Source organism: Janibacter cremeus, assembly GCF_013409205.1.
Lineage (GTDB): Bacteria > Actinomycetota > Actinomycetes > Actinomycetales > Dermatophilaceae > Janibacter > Janibacter cremeus.
The window spans coordinates 712,952-730,703 of sequence record NZ_JACCAE010000001.1 but is presented as its reverse complement, the minus strand read 5'-3'; the positions used below and the strand labels follow the sequence as shown (position 1 = coordinate 730,703).

17 protein-coding genes are annotated in these 17,752 nt (G+C 69.3%); 12 read left to right on the top strand and 5 right to left on the bottom strand.

All coding sequences use genetic code 11. The annotated features are described in order from the left end of the window. Nucleotides 1-4 precede the first annotated feature (4 nt). From BJY20_RS03325 to BJY20_RS03290, 8 genes are read left to right on the top strand one after another with little or no spacing between them, the layout of a single operon-like run. Nucleotides 5-490 (top strand): (2Fe-2S)-binding protein, encoded by a 486-nt coding sequence (locus BJY20_RS03325; RefSeq protein WP_185990232.1) that lies wholly within the window; start codon nucleotides 5-7, stop codon nucleotides 488-490. Further along, nucleotides 487-2,919, top strand: a complete 2,433-nt coding sequence (locus tag BJY20_RS03320; protein ID WP_185990231.1) for a xanthine dehydrogenase family protein molybdopterin-binding subunit — start codon at nucleotides 487-489, stop codon at nucleotides 2,917-2,919. Before BJY20_RS03325 ends, BJY20_RS03320 begins: the two co-directional genes overlap by 4 nt. Further along, complete coding sequence (locus tag BJY20_RS03315; RefSeq protein WP_185990230.1) at nucleotides 2,916-3,776, top strand: FAD binding domain-containing protein; 861 nt, start codon at nucleotides 2,916-2,918, stop codon at nucleotides 3,774-3,776. Before BJY20_RS03320 ends, BJY20_RS03315 begins: the two co-directional genes overlap by 4 nt. Nucleotides 3,777-3,819: 43 nt before the next feature. Continuing rightward, on the top strand, nucleotides 3,820-4,599 hold the full coding sequence (locus BJY20_RS03310; RefSeq protein ID WP_185990229.1) for a LamB/YcsF family protein: 780 nt from the start codon (nucleotides 3,820-3,822) through the stop codon (nucleotides 4,597-4,599). Continuing rightward, a complete protein-coding gene (locus BJY20_RS03305) occupies nucleotides 4,596-5,495 on the top strand; it encodes a 5-oxoprolinase subunit B family protein (protein ID WP_185990228.1) in 900 nt (299 codons plus the stop codon). The genes BJY20_RS03310 and BJY20_RS03305 overlap by 4 nt, the downstream gene beginning before the upstream one ends. Beyond that, entirely contained in the window at nucleotides 5,492-6,466 is a 975-nt protein-coding gene (locus BJY20_RS03300; protein ID WP_185990227.1) for a 5-oxoprolinase subunit C family protein, read from the top strand. The genes BJY20_RS03305 and BJY20_RS03300 overlap by 4 nt, the downstream gene beginning before the upstream one ends. 46 nt (nucleotides 6,467-6,512) lie before the next feature. After that, the gene (locus BJY20_RS03295) at nucleotides 6,513-6,746 is read left to right on the top strand and encodes an acetyl-CoA carboxylase (RefSeq protein WP_185990226.1); all 234 of its coding nucleotides are present in this window, start codon (nucleotides 6,513-6,515) and stop codon (nucleotides 6,744-6,746) included. Next, nucleotides 6,743-8,098 (top strand): acetyl-CoA carboxylase biotin carboxylase subunit, encoded by a 1,356-nt coding sequence (locus tag BJY20_RS03290; protein ID WP_185990225.1) that lies wholly within the window; start codon nucleotides 6,743-6,745, stop codon nucleotides 8,096-8,098. The genes BJY20_RS03295 and BJY20_RS03290 overlap by 4 nt, the downstream gene beginning before the upstream one ends. Nucleotides 8,099-8,205: 107 nt before the next feature. Here the strand turns inward: BJY20_RS03290 and BJY20_RS03285 are convergent, their stop codons facing one another. Further along, nucleotides 8,206-9,705 (bottom strand): long-chain-fatty-acid--CoA ligase, encoded by a 1,500-nt coding sequence (locus BJY20_RS03285; protein WP_185990224.1) that lies wholly within the window; start codon nucleotides 9,703-9,705, stop codon nucleotides 8,206-8,208. A gap of 104 nt (nucleotides 9,706-9,809) precedes the next feature. Here BJY20_RS03285 and ligA point away from each other — a divergent pair, with 104 nt between their 5' ends. Further along, a complete protein-coding gene (ligA, locus tag BJY20_RS03280) occupies nucleotides 9,810-12,032 on the top strand; it encodes an NAD-dependent DNA ligase LigA (protein ID WP_185990223.1) in 2,223 nt (740 codons plus the stop codon). Between the two features lie 152 nt (nucleotides 12,033-12,184). Here ligA and BJY20_RS03275 read toward each other — a convergent pair whose 3' ends face one another. Next, entirely contained in the window at nucleotides 12,185-12,379 is a 195-nt protein-coding gene (locus BJY20_RS03275) for a hypothetical protein (RefSeq protein WP_185990222.1), read from the bottom strand. Nucleotides 12,380-12,417: 38 nt separating this feature from the next. On the opposite strand from BJY20_RS03275, the gene BJY20_RS03270 reads away from it, so the two are divergent. Further along, nucleotides 12,418-14,139 carry a DEAD/DEAH box helicase gene (locus BJY20_RS03270; RefSeq protein ID WP_185990221.1) on the top strand — a complete coding sequence of 574 codons (1,722 nt, stop codon included), beginning with the start codon at nucleotides 12,418-12,420 and terminating at the stop codon, nucleotides 14,137-14,139. A 119-nt stretch (nucleotides 14,140-14,258) separates the two neighbouring features. On the opposite strand, the gene tpx is transcribed toward BJY20_RS03270, so the two are convergent. Beyond that, complete coding sequence (tpx, locus tag BJY20_RS03265; protein ID WP_185990220.1) at nucleotides 14,259-14,753, bottom strand: thiol peroxidase; 495 nt, start codon at nucleotides 14,751-14,753, stop codon at nucleotides 14,259-14,261. Nucleotides 14,754-14,837: 84 nt separating this feature from the next. After that, complete coding sequence (locus BJY20_RS03260) at nucleotides 14,838-15,281, bottom strand: HIT family protein (protein ID WP_185990219.1); 444 nt, start codon at nucleotides 15,279-15,281, stop codon at nucleotides 14,838-14,840. A gap of 24 nt (nucleotides 15,282-15,305) precedes the next feature. Between BJY20_RS03260 and BJY20_RS03255 the strand changes: the two genes are divergently transcribed. Further along, on the top strand, nucleotides 15,306-16,184 hold the full coding sequence (locus BJY20_RS03255) for a carbon-nitrogen hydrolase family protein (protein ID WP_185990218.1): 879 nt from the start codon (nucleotides 15,306-15,308) through the stop codon (nucleotides 16,182-16,184). 89 nt (nucleotides 16,185-16,273) lie between these two features. Here BJY20_RS03255 and BJY20_RS03250 read toward each other — a convergent pair whose 3' ends face one another. After that, complete coding sequence (locus BJY20_RS03250; protein WP_185990217.1) at nucleotides 16,274-17,209, bottom strand: DUF559 domain-containing protein; 936 nt, start codon at nucleotides 17,207-17,209, stop codon at nucleotides 16,274-16,276. A gap of 240 nt (nucleotides 17,210-17,449) precedes the next feature. Here BJY20_RS03250 and gatC point away from each other — a divergent pair, with 240 nt between their 5' ends. After that, nucleotides 17,450-17,746, top strand: coding sequence for an Asp-tRNA(Asn)/Glu-tRNA(Gln) amidotransferase subunit GatC (gatC, locus tag BJY20_RS03245; RefSeq protein WP_185990216.1), 297 nt, complete (start codon nucleotides 17,450-17,452; stop codon nucleotides 17,744-17,746). The last annotated feature ends 6 nt before the right edge of the window (nucleotides 17,747-17,752 follow it).

Genomic DNA, 17,752 nt, shown 5'->3' with positions numbered 1-17,752 from the left:
CGCGATGGCCCGCATCACCGTCAATGTCGATGGCATGAACTTCACCCACGAGGTGGAACCCCGAACCCTGTTGGTGCACCATCTGCGCGAGACGCTGGGCAAGACCGGCACCGTCGTCGGGTGCGACACCAGCAACTGCGGGGCCTGCACCGTGCTCGTCGACGGGGAGAGCATCAAGTCCTGCTCCGTCCTCGCCGTGCAGGCCGACGGCGCCGAGATCGAGACCGTCGAGGGGCTGGCCGCTGCCGACGGCACCCTGCACCCGGTCCAGCAGGCCTTCCACGAGCACCACGGTCTGCAGTGCGGTTACTGCACCCCCGGGATGCTCATGCGCAGTGTGTGCTTCGTACGGGAGAACCCCGAGCCGACCGAGGACGAGGTCCGTGAGGGGCTCAAGGGCAACATGTGCCGCTGCACCGGCTACCAGGGGATCGTCTCGGCGGTCATGGCCTACTCGCAGACCGCGGGCGAGCAGGAGGCAGGACGATGACCACGACATCCGATCCGACCGTGGCCGAGGACGAGCAGCGACCCGAGATCGGCCGCGCGCGACTGCGCCGCGAGGACGAGCGGGCCCTGACCGGTCGGACCCGCTGGACCGATGACATGACCCTGCCGGGGATGGTGCACCTGTCGGTGCTCCGTTCTCCGGTGGCGCATGCGACGATCACGAGCCTGGACACCGCGGAGGCAGCTCGGGCCCACGGTGTCGTCGGGGTCTGGACCGGCGAGGACCTGCCGGAGCAGGGCGCGATGCCGACGGCGTGGACGGTCAGCGACGACATGAAGACGCCGCCGTACTTCCCGCTGAGCGTCGGCGCGGTCAAGCACGTCGGCGACATCGTGGCGGTCGTGGCGGCGACGTCCAAGGAGGCTGCCGAGGACGCCCTCGAGCTGATCGACGTCGACTACGACGAGCTGCCCGTGGTCGTCGATCCACTGGCGGCGAAGCAGGAGGGAAGTCCGCTCGTCCACCCCGACCTGGGCACGAACGTGTGCGCCACCTGGGGGCTGGACTCGGTCACGCTCGGTACCGGGGGCGACGCGGCTGCGGTGATCCGAGAGGCGGAGTCCGACCCGGACCAGGTCGTCGTGCGACGCACCCTCCGGCAGAACCGCATCACGCCCGCATACATCGAACCCCGCTCGATCGTGGTCGATCCGAACGCCGAGCAGGTGACGATGTGGTCGGCGACCCAGGTCCCGCACATCGTGCGCATCCTCATGTCGATGACCCAGCCCATCGCGGAGCACGAGCTGCGTGTCGTGGCCCCGGACGTCGGTGGGGGCTTCGGCGGCAAGTTGCAGTTCACCCGTGAGGAGGCGCTCGTGCTCCTCGTTGCCCGGCGTCTGCGGTTGCCGTGCAAGTACACCGAGACCCGCAGCGAGTCCATGCAGTCCTCGCACCACGCCCGGGACCAGGTGCAGGAGCTGACTCTGGCCGCGAAGCGCGACGGGACGATCACGGCTCTGGACGTGGATCTCACCGCCGACATGGGTGCCTACCTGGGGATCCTCACCGCAGGTATCCCGCTGCTGGGCGGGTTCATGTTCAACGGCATCTACCGGGTCCCCGCCTACAGCTTCCACTGCACGGACGTCTTCACCAACAAGACGATGACCGATGCCTACCGCGGTGCGGGGAAGCCGGAGGCGACCTTCGGCATCGAGCGGATGATGGATGAGCTGGCCGTCGAGCTGGACCTCGACCCGATCGAGGTGCGACGACGCAACTGGATCAGGGCCGAGGAGTTCCCGTACGCCACCGCCGCCGGTCTGACCTACGACTCGGGCAACTACGACCAGGCCACCGACAAGGCACTGGCGATGTTCCGGTACGACGAGCTCCGGGCGGAGCAGCAGCGGCGCCGTGAGGCGAAGGATCCGGTCCAGCTCGGCATCGGGGTGTGCACCTTCGTCGAGTTGTCCGGCCTCGCGCCCAGCCGCGTGCTCGGCGGGCTGAACTACGGGTCCGGCGGGTGGGAGCACTCCACGGTCCGGATGCTGCCGACGGGCAAGGTCGAGGTCGTGGTGGGCACCACCTCGCACGGGCAGGGCCACGCGACTGCCTTCTCCCAGATCGTCGCTGACGAGCTGGGCATCCCCTTCGACGACATCATCCTGATCAGCGGCGACACCGCGTCCTCGCACAAGGGCATGGACACCTACGGGTCCCGCTCGCTGGTCGTCGGTGGGATGGCCATCGTCGGGGCGGCCCGCAAGGTCGTGGAAAAGGCGAGGCCGATCGCCGCCCACCTGCTCGAGGCCAGCGCCGACGACCTCGAGTTCGTCGGGGGGAAGTTCTCGGTCAAGGGCACGACCAGCGGGGTGACGATCCAGGAGATCATGCTCAGCACGTGGCTCGCGCACGACCTCCCGGACGGGCTGGAGCCGAACCTCGATGCGGACTTCACTTTCGACCCGGAGAACTTCTCCTACCCGACGGGGACCCACCTGGCGGCCGTCGAGGTCGACACGCAGACCGGCCGGGTGAGGGTCCGCGACTACGTCTGCGTCCAGGACGTGGGCGTCATCGTCAACCCGATGATCGTCGACGGTCAGGTGCACGGCGGACTGACGCAGGGCATCGCGCAGGCGCTGTACGAGGAGATCCAGTACTCGGACGAGGGGCAGCTGACCAGCGGCACCCTGGCCGACTATCTCGTCCCCGCCGCTCCCGACGTCCTGCGTTATCGCACGGACACCACGGTGACCGAGGCGACCACCAACACGCTGGGCGTCAAGGCGGTCGGCGAGACAGGAACCACGGCGGCACCCCCGGCCATCGTCAACGGTGTCCTGGACGCGCTGCGACCGCTCGGAGTCACCGACATCACGATGCCGTGCACACCACTGAAGGTGTGGACCGCGATCCACGAGGCATCCGCACGCGCGACCGAGGGACAGGTGACGGCATGAGGCCCGTGGACTTCGAGTACACCTCACCCACCAGCATCGAGGAGGTGGTGCGCAGCCTCGCCGACGGCGGGGGCGAGGCCACCATCATGGGTGGTGGGCAGTCGCTGATGCCGGTGCTGCGGATGCGGATGGCCGACCCGGACCTGCTCGTCGACCTGCGTCGGGTCCCCGAGCTGAAGCAGGTGCGCGAGGAGGGCGATCACCTCGTCATCGGTGCCATGACCACCCACCACACCGTGGCCCACGACCCGCTCGTCGCCGCGCACGCCGGGGTCCTGGGACAGGCAGCTGCCTCGGTGGGGGATCCGCAGATCAGGTACCGGGGGACCATCGGCGGCTCCCTGGCCCACGCCGACCCGGCCGGTGACATCGCACCCGCCGTGCTCGCCCTCGACGGGGCGATCGAGATCAGCGGGCCCGCCGGTGCGCGGACCGTGCCTGCGGCCGAGTTCTTCCACGGCCCCTTCACCACTGCGTTGGACGAAGGGGAGGTGGTGACCGCGGTCCGGGTGCCCAAGCACACCGGGTGGGGGATGCACTACGAGAAGTTTGCGCAGGTGGCCCAGTCCTGGTGCATCGTCGCCGTGGCGGCGGCGGTGCAGGTCGAGGACGGTGCCGTCGCCCGGGCGCGTCTCGGGATGGCCAACATGGGGCAGACCCCGCTGCGGGCCGAGGCGGCCGAAGCAGCCCTGAGGGGAGCGCCGCTCCAACAAGGCGCACTGCACGATGCGGCAGCGCGTGCTGGTGAGGGGACCTCCCCGGCAGTCGACGCCGCGGGCACGGCCGAGTACCGCCGCCACCTCGCGGGAGTCCTCGCAGGCAGAGCGGTCACCGCAGCCGCAGGAGTGGGTGGATGAGGAGAAGCGACCGTCCCGGAATCGTCACGACAGGAGCGTGTGCATGAGTGCCAGTACGAAACTCATCGATCTCAATGCGGATGGTGGTGAGAGCTTCGGTCGGTGGACCCTGGGCGCCGATGAGTCGCTGGCCCCGTTGATCTCCTCGATCAACGTCGCCTGCGGGTGGCACGCCGGCGACCCGGCGACGATGTCCACCTCGGTCACGCTCGCCAAGGAGCACGAGATCGGGCTGGGCGCGCACCCGGGATTCCCCGACCTCACCGGCTTCGGGCGCCGGGCGATGGCCTTCTCCCCGGCAGAGGCAGCGCAGGCGGTGCTGTACCAGACGGGTGCCTTGCGCGCCTTCGCCGACCAGCTGGGGGTCCCCCTTCGCCACGTCAAACCCCACGGCAGCCTCTATGGGCTGCTGATGAAGGACGACGACGCGGCGGACGCCGTGGCCGATGCCGTCGCCCAGATGGACGCGTCGCTCCTGATGGTGCTCGAGGCCGGGCACTGTGCCGAGCGCCAGCGCGAGCGTGGCCACAAGGTGGCAGCCGAGGCCTTTGCCGACCTGGAGTACACCGATGACGGCCACATCATCATCGACCCGAAGAACCAGCGTCGTGACCCACAGTGGTGTGCCGACCAGGTCGCCGACATCCTCGACGGCCGAATCCGTTCGGTCAACGGTGTCGAGTCCTCGATCCGGGCGGACACGATCTGCCTGCACTCGGACCGTCCCGGGGCCGTCGACAACGCCCACGCGGTCGTCGATCGCATCACGAGCAAGGGGTGGACGATCCGGTCCCTCCACCACATCGACCAGGAGGGTTCATGAGCCAACCGGTGCAGCTGCCCCCCGCGCGCTACGAGCACGGGGGAGACGAGTTCATCTTCGTCGAGATCGCCGAGGAGATGAGCATGGAGGCCAACATCAAGGCCACACTCATCACCCAGGAGCTGGAGAACAGGCAGATGTCGGGCCTGGTCGACATCTGTCCCTCCAATGCGTCCTACCTCGTGCGGTTCGACCCCGACGTCGTGCCCCCGGCGGAACTCATGGGGCTGCTGAAGGATCTCGAAGGGCGCTTCCAGGAGGTGCCCGAGGGCTTCACGCTGCAGACCCGCGTGGTGGACGTGCCGGTGCTCTACAACGATCCCTGGACGCACGAGGCGATGATGCGCTTCCGCGACCGGCACCAGGACCCGGAGTCGACCGACCTGGAGTACGGCGCCCGCACCAACGGCTTCGACAGCGTCGAGGCCTTCATCGAGCACCTGGCCGGGAACCCGTGGATCGTGACGATGCTCGGCTTCGTCCCGGGTCTGCCGTTCTGCTACCAGCTCGAGCCGAGGGAACGGCAGGTGCAGGTCCCCAAGTACGTGCGTCCCCGGACCTTCACCCCGGAACGGGCCTTCGGGATCGGTGGTGCCTTCTCGGTGGTCTACCCGGTCCAGGGCGCCGGCGGATACCAGCTGTACGGGATGTCTGCCACGCCGGTGCTCAACGTGCGCCAGGACCACCCGGACTTCGACCACTCCATCGTCTTCCCGAGGGCGGGCGACATCCTGAGGTACCGATCCGTGGACCGCGCGGAGTTCGACGACACCCGCAGGGAGGTGGAGGCAGGGACGTTCCGGTATCGCCAGCACGACGTCGAGTTCTCGCCCGCAGCCTTCCTCGACGACCCACAAGGAGTCAACGACCGTCTGCTGGAGGTGCTGTACCGATGAGTGCACAGGTGAGAGTCGTCTCGGGTGGACTGTCGACGACCGTCCAGGACCTCGGCCGCACGGGCCGGTATGCCATCGGCATGCCGCCCTCCGGTGCGATGGACCAGTTCTCCTTCCGGGTCGCCAACCTCCTCGTGGGCAACCCCGAGGGCGCCGCCGCCCTGGAGGCCACGTACATCGGACCGACGCTGGAGTTCACCGACGAGCGGATCGTCGCGGTGACCGGTGGGGACGCCGCCGTCACGCTCAACGGCGAACCGGTTCCGATGTGGGCGAGCACCAGGGTCACCAGTGGCGACGTACTGGCATTCGGGATGATCACCACGGGTGCCCGCCCGTACATCGCGGTCTCCGGCGGCGTCGCCGTACCGGAGTACCTGGGATCGCGCTCGACCTACACCCTGATCGGGCTCGGTGGCCACGAGGGTCGCACCCTGACCGATGGTGACGTCCTCCCGCTGGGTGATGCTTCGGGAGGGACGCAAGGCGCTGTCGTCCCCGACGACCTGGTGCCGCAGTTCCCCTCCGACGTCGAGGTCAGGGCCGTCGTCGGGTTGTGCTCCTACCGGCTCACGGAGAACGCACTCGAGTCCTTCTTGGGCACCCCGTGGCGGATCACCAAGGACGCGGACAGGGTCGGGTACCGGCTGCGCGGCGGCACGCTCGACTTCGTCGAGCGCGAGCAACCCTTCGGGGCGGGCAGCGATCCGGCGAACGTGGTCGACCTCGGCTACCCGCTGGGCTCGATCCAGGTACCGGGTGGGGACGAGCCGATCGTCCTCCTCGGCGACGCGGTCACCGGTGGTGGTTACGTCACGATCGCCACGGTCATCTCTGTCGACCGGGACCTGTTCGGACAGGCCAAGACGGGCGACACGATCCGGTTCCGGGACGTCGGCATCGACGAGGCCCTGGCCGCGCGCGCCGACCGCACCCGTTGGTTGGACCGGATTCGTTCGGCACTGGCCTGAGCCCGACCACACGCACAGCTACGCAAACTCGTCGAAAGGAAGCACGATGCCCACGATCTCCTCTCCGCTCCCCGGAGTGTTCTACCGTCGCCCCTCCCCGGACCAGGAGGTGTACGTCAACGACGGCGACCAGGTCACCGAGGGCCAGACGATCGGCCTGATCGAGGTGATGAAGAACTTCACCGAGCTGAAGGCAACGGCAGGCGGAACCATCAAGGAGTTCCTGGTAGACGACGAGTCCGAGCTGTCCGTCGGGCAGGACGTGGCGGTCCTGGAGTGAGCGCCGCACCCACCCGACGGGTCCTCGTCGCCAACCGCGGCGAGATCGCGGTCCGTGTCATCAGGGCAGCGCACACCTGTGGTTGGGAGGCGGTCGCGGTGCATTCCGACGCCGATGCCGACTCGCGCTGGGTGGTACTCGCCGACGATGCCCGCCGCATCGGCCCCTCACCAGCTCGTCGCTCCTACCTGGACATCGACGCGGTCCTGGAGGCAGCACGCGACTCCGGGTGCACCCACGTGCACCCGGGATACGGATTCCTGGCCGAGCGCCCGGAGTTCGCCCGGCGTGTGACCGAGGCGGGACTGACCTACGTGGGTCCCTCGGCCGAGGTGATCGAGTCGATGGGTGACAAGGCCGCTGCACGCCGGACCGCCGAGCAGGCCGGTGTCCCCGTCGTCCCCGGCTCGGGGGTCGTCGCCGACGCGGCGGCCGCGCGTGCCGCAGCCGCCGACGTCGGCTTCCCCCTGCTGATCAAGGCGGCTGCCGGAGGTGGCGGCCGAGGCATCCGCGTGGTGCGGACCGACGACGAGCTCGATGACGCGGTTGCGACCGCGCAGGCCGAGGCCAGCGCCTCCTTCGGCGACGGCTCGCTCTACCTCGAGCGGTGCATCGAGAACGCCAGGCACATCGAGGTCCAGGTCGTGGGTGACACGCACGGCAACGTCGTCCACTTCTTCGAGCGGGACTGCTCGGTCCAGCGGCGCCGGCAGAAGCTGCTCGAGGAGGCACCAGCTCCGGGGCTGGCCGCGACGTTGCGGGACGAGATCACGAGCGCGGCGGTCCGCCTGGCCGCCGAGGTCGGGTACCAGGGCGCGGGCACCGTGGAGTTCCTCGTCGAGGGGCAGGCGTTCTACTTCATCGAGATGAACACCCGCATCCAGGTGGAGCACCCGATCACCGAGATGGTGACGAATACGGACCTGGTCGCCGAGCAGCTGAGGGTCGCCGCAGGGGAGCCGTTGTCGGTGACCCAGGACGACATCACGCTCTCCGGCGCTGCCGTGGAGTTCCGGATCAACGCCGAGGACCCGGAGCAGGACTTCTTCCCCTCGCCGGGGGAGCTCGTCCGATTCGACTCACCGAATGGTCCCGGGGTGAGGGTGGATTCCGGATTCGTGGCAGGTGGGCAGATCGTGCCGTACTACGACTCCTTGGTGGCCAAGGTGGTCGTCCACGGTCGGGACCGTGACGAAGCACTGGCCCGTGCCGAGCAGGCCCTCACCGAGTTCACCGTCGAGGGCGTGGTGACCACACGTGACCTGCACCTGTCGCTGATCGCGGACGAGGCCTTCCGCGCGGGCGGCGTCACGACCACGTGGTTCGAGGAGCGCTCGACCGGCCCGCGCTGAGTCGATCGCGCGTCGGGGATCGTGCACGAAGGGGCCTCCCGGCGTCATCACCGGCGGTATCCGCCACGAGATGCACCAGGAGGCCCCTTCGGGCACGGCCTCGCGGTTCAGGCGCTCGGGGCCTGGACCTCGCGCTTGAGGATCTTGCCCGTCGGGCCCTTGGGGATCTCGTCCAGCACCCACACCAGGCGGGGGTACTTGTAGGCCGCGATCCGGTCCTTGACGTAGGCCCGGATCTCGTCGACGTCACCCGAGGCGCCCTCGCGCAGGGACACCGCTGCCCCGACGTCCTCGCCGAGCTCCGGGTGCGGCACTCCGACCACAGCGCACTCGAGCACGTCCGGGTGCGTGTACAGCACCTCCTCGACCTCGCGGGGGTAGATGTTCATCCCGCCGCGGATGATCATGTCCTTCTTGCGGTCGACGATGGTGTAGTACCCCTCATCGTCGACGCTCGCGATGTCACCGCTGTAGAACCAGCCGTCGCGGATGGCCGCGGCGGTCTCCTCGGGCTTGTTCCAGTAGCCCTTCATGATGTTGTCGCCGCGGATGGCGATCTCACCGACGCCCTCGCCGGGGCCGACCTCGTCGCCGTTGTCATCGACGAGCTTCATCTCGCAGCCGGGGATGGCCCGCCCGATCGTCCCGGGCTTGCTCGGCTTGTCGAGCATGTTGAAGGAGGCCACGGGGGAGGTCTCCGACAGGCCGTAGCCCTCGAGCAGCCGCACCTTGAACTTCGCCTCGAACTCGGTGAGGGTCTGCTCCGGCAGCGACGAGCCGCCGCTGACACAGGTGCGCAGGCTCGAGATGTCGGTGGCGTCCACGGCAGGGTGGTGCAGCATCGCGCCGTACATCGTCGGCACGCCCTCGAAGATCGTCACCTGGTCGCGCTCGATGACCTCCAGCGCCTTTCCGGGCTCGAAGCGGGGCACGAGGGTGAGGGTCGCGCCGGTGAGAGTCGCGGCGTTGAGGCCGCAGGTCAGACCGAAGACATGGAAGAGCGGCAGACAGCCCATGACGACGTCGTCGGAGGTGATGCCGATGATGTCGTGCGCGGAGCGCTGCGCATTCAGGTGGAGGTTCCGGTGCGTCAGCTCCGCGCCCTTGGGCCGGCCGGTCGTGCCCGAGGTGTAGAGGATGACCGCGGTGTCCTCGTCGTCGCGCTCGACCGGCGCGGCGAGTGGCTCACCCGCGGGCAGGTCCTCCTCGCTCGGGCCGACGGGGCCGGAGGCGATCACCTTCGTCGAGGTCCCCTCCGCGCCGCCCTGCGCCTCGCCGAGGAAGTCGCCCCACGCGAAGGCGAACTTCGCACCGGAGTCGGTGAAGAAGTACTCGATCTCCTGGGCCTTCAGCAGCGGGTTCATCGGCACGACGGTGCCGCCGGCCAGCAGGGCGCCGTAGAAGAGCACCGGGAAGGCGGGGATGTTCGGCAGGATCAGCGCGACACGGTCGCCCGGCTCCAGACCGGCGGCGCGCATGGCGCCGGCGGCCCTGGCGGCCATGCCGTGCAGCTGCTGCCAGGTCAGTTCCGCGTCGTCGAGCTTGATGGCCACCTGGTCGGGGTGTGCCTGGGCGGTCGCAACGAGGTTGCTGGCCAAGTTGGTCATGGAGAACTCCTGGGTAGCCGATGGGGTGGTGCCATCCAACACTGTGACCCCGGCCGGACGGAAGGGGGCCCGGTGGCGTTGCCGGGTCGGTGGCCTGCGGCAGGATGGAGACCGTGAGCGAGATCCCCGAGAGAGACGAGTCCGCAGCCCGGGCGAAGCCGGAGACCCCGGCCGACGTGCCCGAGCAGGTCCGGGACGAGTGGGCCGAGCTGGCCGAGCAGGCCACGGCCGCGCAGTTCGCCTACCACGTCAAGGACGCGCCGACGATCAGCGACGGCGCCTACGACGGGCTCATCCGAGCGCTGGACGACCTCGAGGAGGCATACCCCTCCCTTCGCACCACGCAGTCGCCGACGCAGAACGTCGGAGGCGCGATCTTCTCGACCGACTTCACGGCCGTGGACCACCTGGACCGGATGCTGTCGCTGGACAACGCTTTCGACACCGACGAGCTCGTCGACTGGGCCGGGCGCGTGGAGCAGGAGGTCTCCGGCTTCCACTACCTGTGCGAGCTGAAGATCGACGGTCTGGCCGTCAACCTCCTCTACGAAGGGGGGAAGCTCACCCGCGCACTGACGCGCGGCGACGGGCGCACCGGCGAGGACATCACGATGAACGTGCGCACCGTCGAGGGCATCCCCACCCGGCTCGACGCCGGCGAGCACCCGGTCCCGGACCTCGTCGAGGTCCGCGGGGAGGTCTTCTTCCGCCTCGAGGACTTCGCCGAGCTCAATGCCGGTCTCGTCGAGTCGGGCCGGGCCCCCTTCGCCAACCCGCGCAACTCCGCCGCGGGATCGTTGCGGCAGAAGGACCCTCGCGTCACCGCCCGTCGGCCGTTGCGCATGCTCGTGCACGGGATGGGGCGGCGCGAGGGCTTCGACATAGACAGCCAGAGCCACGCCTACGAGCTGATGGCCTCGTGGGGGTTGCCGACGTCCCCGCACTACCGGGTCTTCGACTCGATGACCGAGGTGCGCCGCTTCATCACGCAGGTGGAGGAGCAGCGCCACGACTACGACCACGAGATCGACGGTGTCGTCGTCAAGGTCGACGAGATCGCGGTGCAGCGCCGCCTGGGCACCACCTCGCGGGCCCCTCGCTGGGCCATCGCGTGGAAGTACCCGCCCGAGGAGGTCAACACCAAGCTGCTCGACATCCAGGTCAACGTCGGACGCACCGGGCGGGTGACCCCCTTCGGTGTGATGGAGCCGGTGACGGTCGCCGGGTCCACGGTCTCGATGGCGACGTTGCACAACGGCCACGAGGTGACGCGCAAGGGCGTGCTCATCGGTGACACGGTCGTGCTGCGCAAGGCCGGCGACGTGATCCCGGAGATCCTCGGTCCGGTGGTCGACCTGCGTGACGGCAGCGAGCGGAAGTTCGTCATGCCGACGCACTGCCCCTCCTGCGGCACGAAGCTCGGCCAGCAGAAGGAGGGCGACAAGGACATCCGCTGCCCCAACTCGCGCACCTGCCCGAGCCAGCTGCGCGAGCGGCTCTCCTCCCTCGCCGGACGCGGGGCATTCGACATCGAGGTGCTCGGCTGGGAGGGCGTCGTCGGGCTGCTCGACGCCGGCGTGCTCACCGACGAGTCGACCCTGTTCTCCCTCACGGCGGACGACATCTTCCGCGTGCCGCTATACCGCCGCAAGGCCAAGAAGGGGGACCCCCCGGAGTCGGTGCACGAGGGGCAGGTGCTCTCCGAGAACGGCCGCAAGCTCATCGAGCACTTGCAGGCGGCCAAGGAGCAGCCCCTGTGGCGGGTGCTCGTCGCGCTGTCGATCCGGCACGTCGGGCCGACCGCGGCCCGGGCGCTGGCGCAGCACTTCGGGTCGATCGCGGCGATACGCGAGGCGGACGAGGAGCAGCTCGCCGACGTCGAAGGAGTCGGCCCGACGATCGCGACCGCGGTGCGCGAGTGGTTCGACGGCGAGGACAACGAGTGGCACCGCCAGATCATCGAGCGGTGGGCCGCCGACGGAGTGCGCATGGAGGACGAGCGCGACGAGTCGATCGCACAGACGCTGCAGGGCGTCACCGTCGTCGTCACCGGCTCGCTGGTCGAGTTCAGCCGCGACTCCGCCAAGGAGGCCATCCTCGAGCGCGGCGGCAAGGCGTCCGGGTCGGTGAGCAAGAAGACCGACTGGGTGGTCGTCGGGGACAACGCCGGCACGAAGGAGGCCAGGGCCCGCGATCTCGGCCGGCCGATCCTCACCGAGGCGCAGTTCGTCGAGCTGCTCGAGACGGGGAGCGTGGTCGACTTCGAGCAGGACGAAGGCGGTGTCCTCAGGCGCGAGGAAGGAGCCTCGAAGGGGAGCGGGTCGTGAGCGAGGGCATCGATCGGGCCACGGCCCAGTGGTACGTCGAGACCGCGTTGGTCCGACTGCTCACGAAGGCGGACGAGCTCGTGAGGTCGGCGGTGATGAGCTGCTGTCCTGACCGCCCGACCTCGAGGGCGCCAACAGCGTCTTCGCGCTCATCACGCACTGCTGCGGGGTGATGGAGCACTGGGGAGCCAGAGGTCATCACCCAGGGCTTCGTCGTGCTGCACGTCGTCGAGGAGCTCTTCCAGCACCTCGGGCACGTCGATCTCACCGTCGACCTGCTCACGGGTCGCTGAGGGCCGGGGGCCACCCCCTTCGCGCCCTGCCGTGACGTATCCGTCAGGGGCCAAACGTGTCCCGACGGGCCGGGCACGACTACGGTCGGGTTGTGAGTGACGACAGCGTGACCAGCCCGGAGCCCGACCAGCAGTCCTTCGCCGACCTCGGTCTCGACGACCGGGTCGTGCGCGCCCTGAAGGACATCGGCTACGAGACGCCGTCCCCGATCCAGGCGGCGACGATCCCGGCACTGCTGGAGGGGCGTCACGTCGTCGGGCTGGCGCAGACGGGCACGGGCAAGACCGCGGCCTTCGCGCTGCCGATCCTCAGCCGGCTCGACCCCAAGCAGAAGTCGCCCCAGGCGCTCGTCCTGGCCCCGACCCGTGAGCTCGCGCTCCAGGTGTGCGAGGCGTTCGAGAAGTACGCCTCACGGATGCCGGGCGTGAAGGTGCTTCCGGTGTACGGCGGTCAGGGCTACGGCGTGCAGCTGAGCGCCCTGCGTCGTGGCGTGCACGTCGTCGTCGGCACCCCCGGCCGGATCATGGACCACCTCGAGAAGGGCACGCTCGACCTGTCGGAGCTGCGCTTCCTGGTGCTGGACGAGGCCGACGAGATGCTCAAGATGGGATTCGCCGACGACGTCGAGACGATCCTCGCCGAGACCCCTGCGGAGAAGCACGTCGCCCTCTTCTCCGCGACGATGCCCTCGCAGATCCGGCGCATCTCCAAGAAGTACCTGACCGATGCGCTCGAGATCACCGTCGAACGCACCACGGCCACGGCACCCAACATCACCCAGCGCTACCTCATCGTCTCCTACCCGCAGAAGGTCGACGCCCTCACGCGGATCCTCGAGGTCGAGAACTTCGAGGGGATGATCGTCTTCGTCCGGACCAAGAACGAGACCGAGACGCTCGCCGAGAAGTTGCGCGCCCGCGGGTTCTCCGCCACGGCCATCAACGGCGACGTCGCCCAGGCGCAGCGCGAGCGCACCGTCGCCCAGCTGAAGTCGGGCAAGCTCGACATCCTCGTCGCGACCGACGTGGCCGCACGCGGGCTCGACGTCGAACGGATCAGCCACGTCGTCAACTACGACATCCCGACCGACACGGAGTCCTATGTGCACCGCATCGGGCGCACGGGGCGGGCAGGGCGCTCGGGCGATGCGATCTCCTTCGTGACACCGCGCGAGCGTCACCTGCTCAAGGCGATAGAGAAGGCCACCCGCACACGGCTGACCGAGATGCCGCTGCCCAGCGTGGAGGACATCAACGCCAACCGGCTGAGCCGACTCGACGACCGGATCACGGCCGCGCTGGCCACCGACGAGCTCGCCTCCTTCCGCGACGTCGTCGCCCACTACGTGCGCGAGTACGACGTACCGGAGCTGGACGTCGCCGCCGCCCTGGCGATCGTCCTGCAGGGCGATGAGCCGATGCTGATGGATCCGGAGCCCGTGCGCCCGCCCAGGCGCGAGCGGGACGAGCGCAAGGACCGCGGCAAGGGGGGCAAGCGGAGTGAGCGCGGGCCGCGTGGTGCGTCGGGCCCGATGGCCACCTACCGGATCGCCGTCGGACGACGACAGAAAGTCGAACCGCGCCAGATCGTCGGTGCCATCGCCAACGAGGGCGGTCTGGGCCGTGCGGACTTCGGGAACATCGACATCCGTGCCGACCACTCGCTCGTGGAACTGCCCGCGAAACTGCCGGCGGGGACAGCCGACCGACTGCGCGGGACCCGGATATCCGGTCAGCTCATCGAGCTGCGGGAGGACCAGGGGCGTGGCGGGCGGTCCGACAAGAAGCCCCACCGCAAGGGTCGGCGTCCCTGATCGGGCCGGGAGCCCCTGGCGATGAGGGCCCCGCTCCCGATCGGTCCCCCGGCGTGACACCCCTCGGCCCGGTGACCGCGAGGTCACCGGGCCGAGGACGAGCGAAGGTCGTCAGTGGCTCAGCCGAGCGCCTTGACGGCGGCGTCGTAGTCCGGCTCCTGGGTGATCTCGGGGACGAGCTCGGTGTGGATGACCGCGCCGTCGGCGTCGAGCACGACGACCGAGCGCGCGAGCAGGCCCGCCATCGGCCCGTCGTCCATGGTCACGCCGTAGTCCTCACCGAAGGAGGAGCGGAAGGCCGAACCGACCTTGACATCCTCGATGCCCTCGGCGCCGCAGAACCGGGCCTGTGCGAAGGGGAGGTCCTTCGAGACGTTGACGACGGTCGTGTTGTCGATGGACGCGGCGAGCTCGTTGAACTTGCGCACGCTCGCAGCGCAGACGCCGGTGTCGATGCTCGGGAAGATGTTGAGGACGACGCGGCCGGACACGTCGGCGCTCGTCAGCGCGGACAGGCCCTCGCCGACGAGGTCGAAGGCCGGAGCGTTGGCGCCGGCGGCCGGCAGCTCGCCGACGGTGTTGACGGGGTTGCCCTTGAATGCAGTGGTAGCCATACCCCCATGCCTACACGTTCTGCGCTCCACTGTCTGCCCCGGCCCGTCATCCGACCCCACGTCTGACCGGTACGGCCGGACGAATCAGCCCGGCAGCGGCCCCGGCCCGGGAACGTTCGCCGCGTGGCCGTCGGTGCGCAAGCGAGTGCGCAACCGCTCCGCGGCCTCCTCGAATCGCTCGTCGGGCACGTCGCGCATCACGGCGTGCGGGTCGAAGTCCGCGCCGGAGTAGGCCGGCCAGGTGTGTACGTGCAGGTGGGGCACCTCGAATCCCTCGAGGAGCATTCCCACGCGCGGTGCCTCCCACTCGGCCTGCTGGGCCCGACCGATGATGTGTGCGATGCGCTGCAGGTGCGACCACGTTGCAGGATCCGCGTCGGTCCACTGCTCGATCTCCTCGCGGGAGACGACCATGGTGTGTCCGTCGGTCAGGGGGTCGATGGTCAGGAAGGCCACGCACGTCTCGTCCGACCAGACGAAGCGGCCGGGGATCTTGCCGGTGATGATCTTGGTGAAGAGAGTCGCCATACCGCCCAGCCTAGGGTGGACGGTATGGCACCCGACTCCCCTTCGAGGCTCCTTCGTCACACCTCAGGACAGCGCCTTCGCCTGGCCGGAGCGCAGTTCACCGCCACCGGTGACCCGAGCGAGAACCTGCGCACCATCGCGGACCTGACCGCCCGCGCCGCCGAGCGTGGCGCACGCCTCGTCGTGCATCCCGAGGCGGCGATGGCCTCCTTCGCCGGGCGGCTCGACACTGTCGCCGAGCCCCTGGACGGACGCTTCGCCGACGGCGTCCGTGCGCTCGCGCACGAGCACGGTGTGACCGTGGTCGTCGGGATGTTCACCCCGGCGGACGCGATCACGACGGACGAAGGCGGTGTCCTGAGGTGTGACGGAGGAGCCTCGAAGGGGAGGGACCGCACCCGGGTGCACAACACCCTCCTCGTCACCGGTCCCGGGACGAGTGAGACGACCTACCGCAAGGTCCATCTCTACGACGCCTTCGGGTCCAAGGAGTCCGACACCGTCGCACCCGGCGACGAGCTCGTCACCGTCGACGTCGAGGGATGGACCGTCGGCCTGGCGACCTGCTACGACGTGCGTTTCGGCGAGCAGTTCACCCAGCTGGGGCGTCGCGGCGCCGAGCTCGTCGTGCTGCCCGCCTCGTGGGGCGACGGCCCCGGCAAGGCGTCGCAGTGGGATCTGCTCACAAGAGCCCGCGCCCACGATGCCCAGGCCTGGCTGCTCGCCGTCGGGCAGGCGTGGACGAAGGACGCGATCAACGGGCCCTTCGGCATCGGCCGCTCCGCCCTGGCCGACCCGACCGGTGAGGTGCGCGCCCGTCTGGGCGGGGGAGAGGACGTGCTCGTCGCCGACATCGATCGCGGCAGCGTCGAGCGCACCCGCGCAACGGTGCCGTTGCTCTGACCGTCTTTGCTGCTGTCTCCGAGTGTTACTTGCGGGTACGACGTGCACCTGTGTCGCTGGGCTGTGCTGCTTGCCCCGTATCCCCGCCTTCAGGGTGCCAGCCCAGAGGGAGGTGCACGTCGTACCCGCAGGTAGCTCTGGACGACGGTGCGACGGACCAGCTCACGGACCCGCTCCGGGTGGTGCATGACCTGATCCCAGCTGAAGCGCAGCACCAGCCACCCCTGCGCGATCAGGCGGTTGTAGCGGATGCAGTCCCGCTCGAGGGCCTCGCGCTGGCCGTGCCACTCGAAGGAATCCGCTTCGATGACGATCCGCAGCTGCTCATCGGCGAGGTCGACGATGCCGATCAGGCCGTCGTCGTCGGTGACGCGCACCTGGGGTTGCACGCCCAACCCGGGGATGTCGGAGACGATCCAGCGCAGCACCGACTCGAAGGGGTTGGCAGCCAGCGGATCGGCGAACCGGACCAGCTCATCGACCTTCCGGCGGTACAACGGGGCCAAGCCCGCCGCCGCGAGGAGCAACTCGTCCCTGTCGACCGTACCTTCGCGCAGCGCGGAGTCCAGGACCGCGACCGCCTCGTCCGGCTCAAGGAGACTGGCGCAGTCGAGCGCGGTGCGCACCCGAGAGGTCACCCAGCCGTCCTCGCGGTCACTCGAGGGCACGTCGCGGAAGCGCACATCGAAGGCTCGGCGCACGCGCGGGGTGACCCTGCGGTTGCGAGGGAGTGCGACCTGAGGCTTGGTGGGTACCCACTTGGTCGGCCACCCCCACCGCGCGGTCGCGCTCAGCAGGATCGCAGTGCCGGAGACCGCGTGGGCCGCGCGCCGTCCGGCCTCCGCCAGTTCCGTGAGCTCGGCGCGCTCACCGATCCTCGGGGTGGTGGGCAGGGCATAGCGGCCTCGCGACTGGCGCATGACGGCGCCGGAGGCCACGGCTCGACGCAACGCCCCCTCGGTGACCTGCGTGAGTAGCTCGGCGCGGGAGGCGACCCCCCCGAGGTCGTGGAGAACCTGTGCCACATCCATCTCCCGCATCGTTGTCGCATGAGCCGTCACGTGCGCACGGTTGTCCACAGGTGAAGTGACCTGCGGGTACGACGTGCACCTGCGGGACCGGGCGGAGCCAGAGGCCTGTGTTTGAGGGATTCGACGCACGAGCGGGGCGCGAGGTGCCCGTCGTACCCGCAAGTAGCCTGCAGAGGGAGGTCCGCCGAACGACCGGGGACCGGGCACCGCCCGCCAACTCCTAGACTGTCGCGCATGGCAGACCTCTCCCGTGACGACGTGGCCCACCTGGCCTCGTTGGCCCGCATCGACCTCTCCGGCGCCGAGCTCGACACCATGGTCGGTGAGCTCGGCCAGATCATCACCTCCGTGGAGGCGGTGCAGCAGGCGCCGATCGCGGACGTGACGCCGATGAGCCACCCCATGCCGATCACCAACGTCACCCGCCCGGACGAGGTTCGTCCCTCGCTGACCCCGCAGGAAGCCCTCGCCGGCGCACCGGACTCGGAGCTGTCCCGATTCGCCGTGCCGCGCATCCTCACCGAAGACTGACGACTG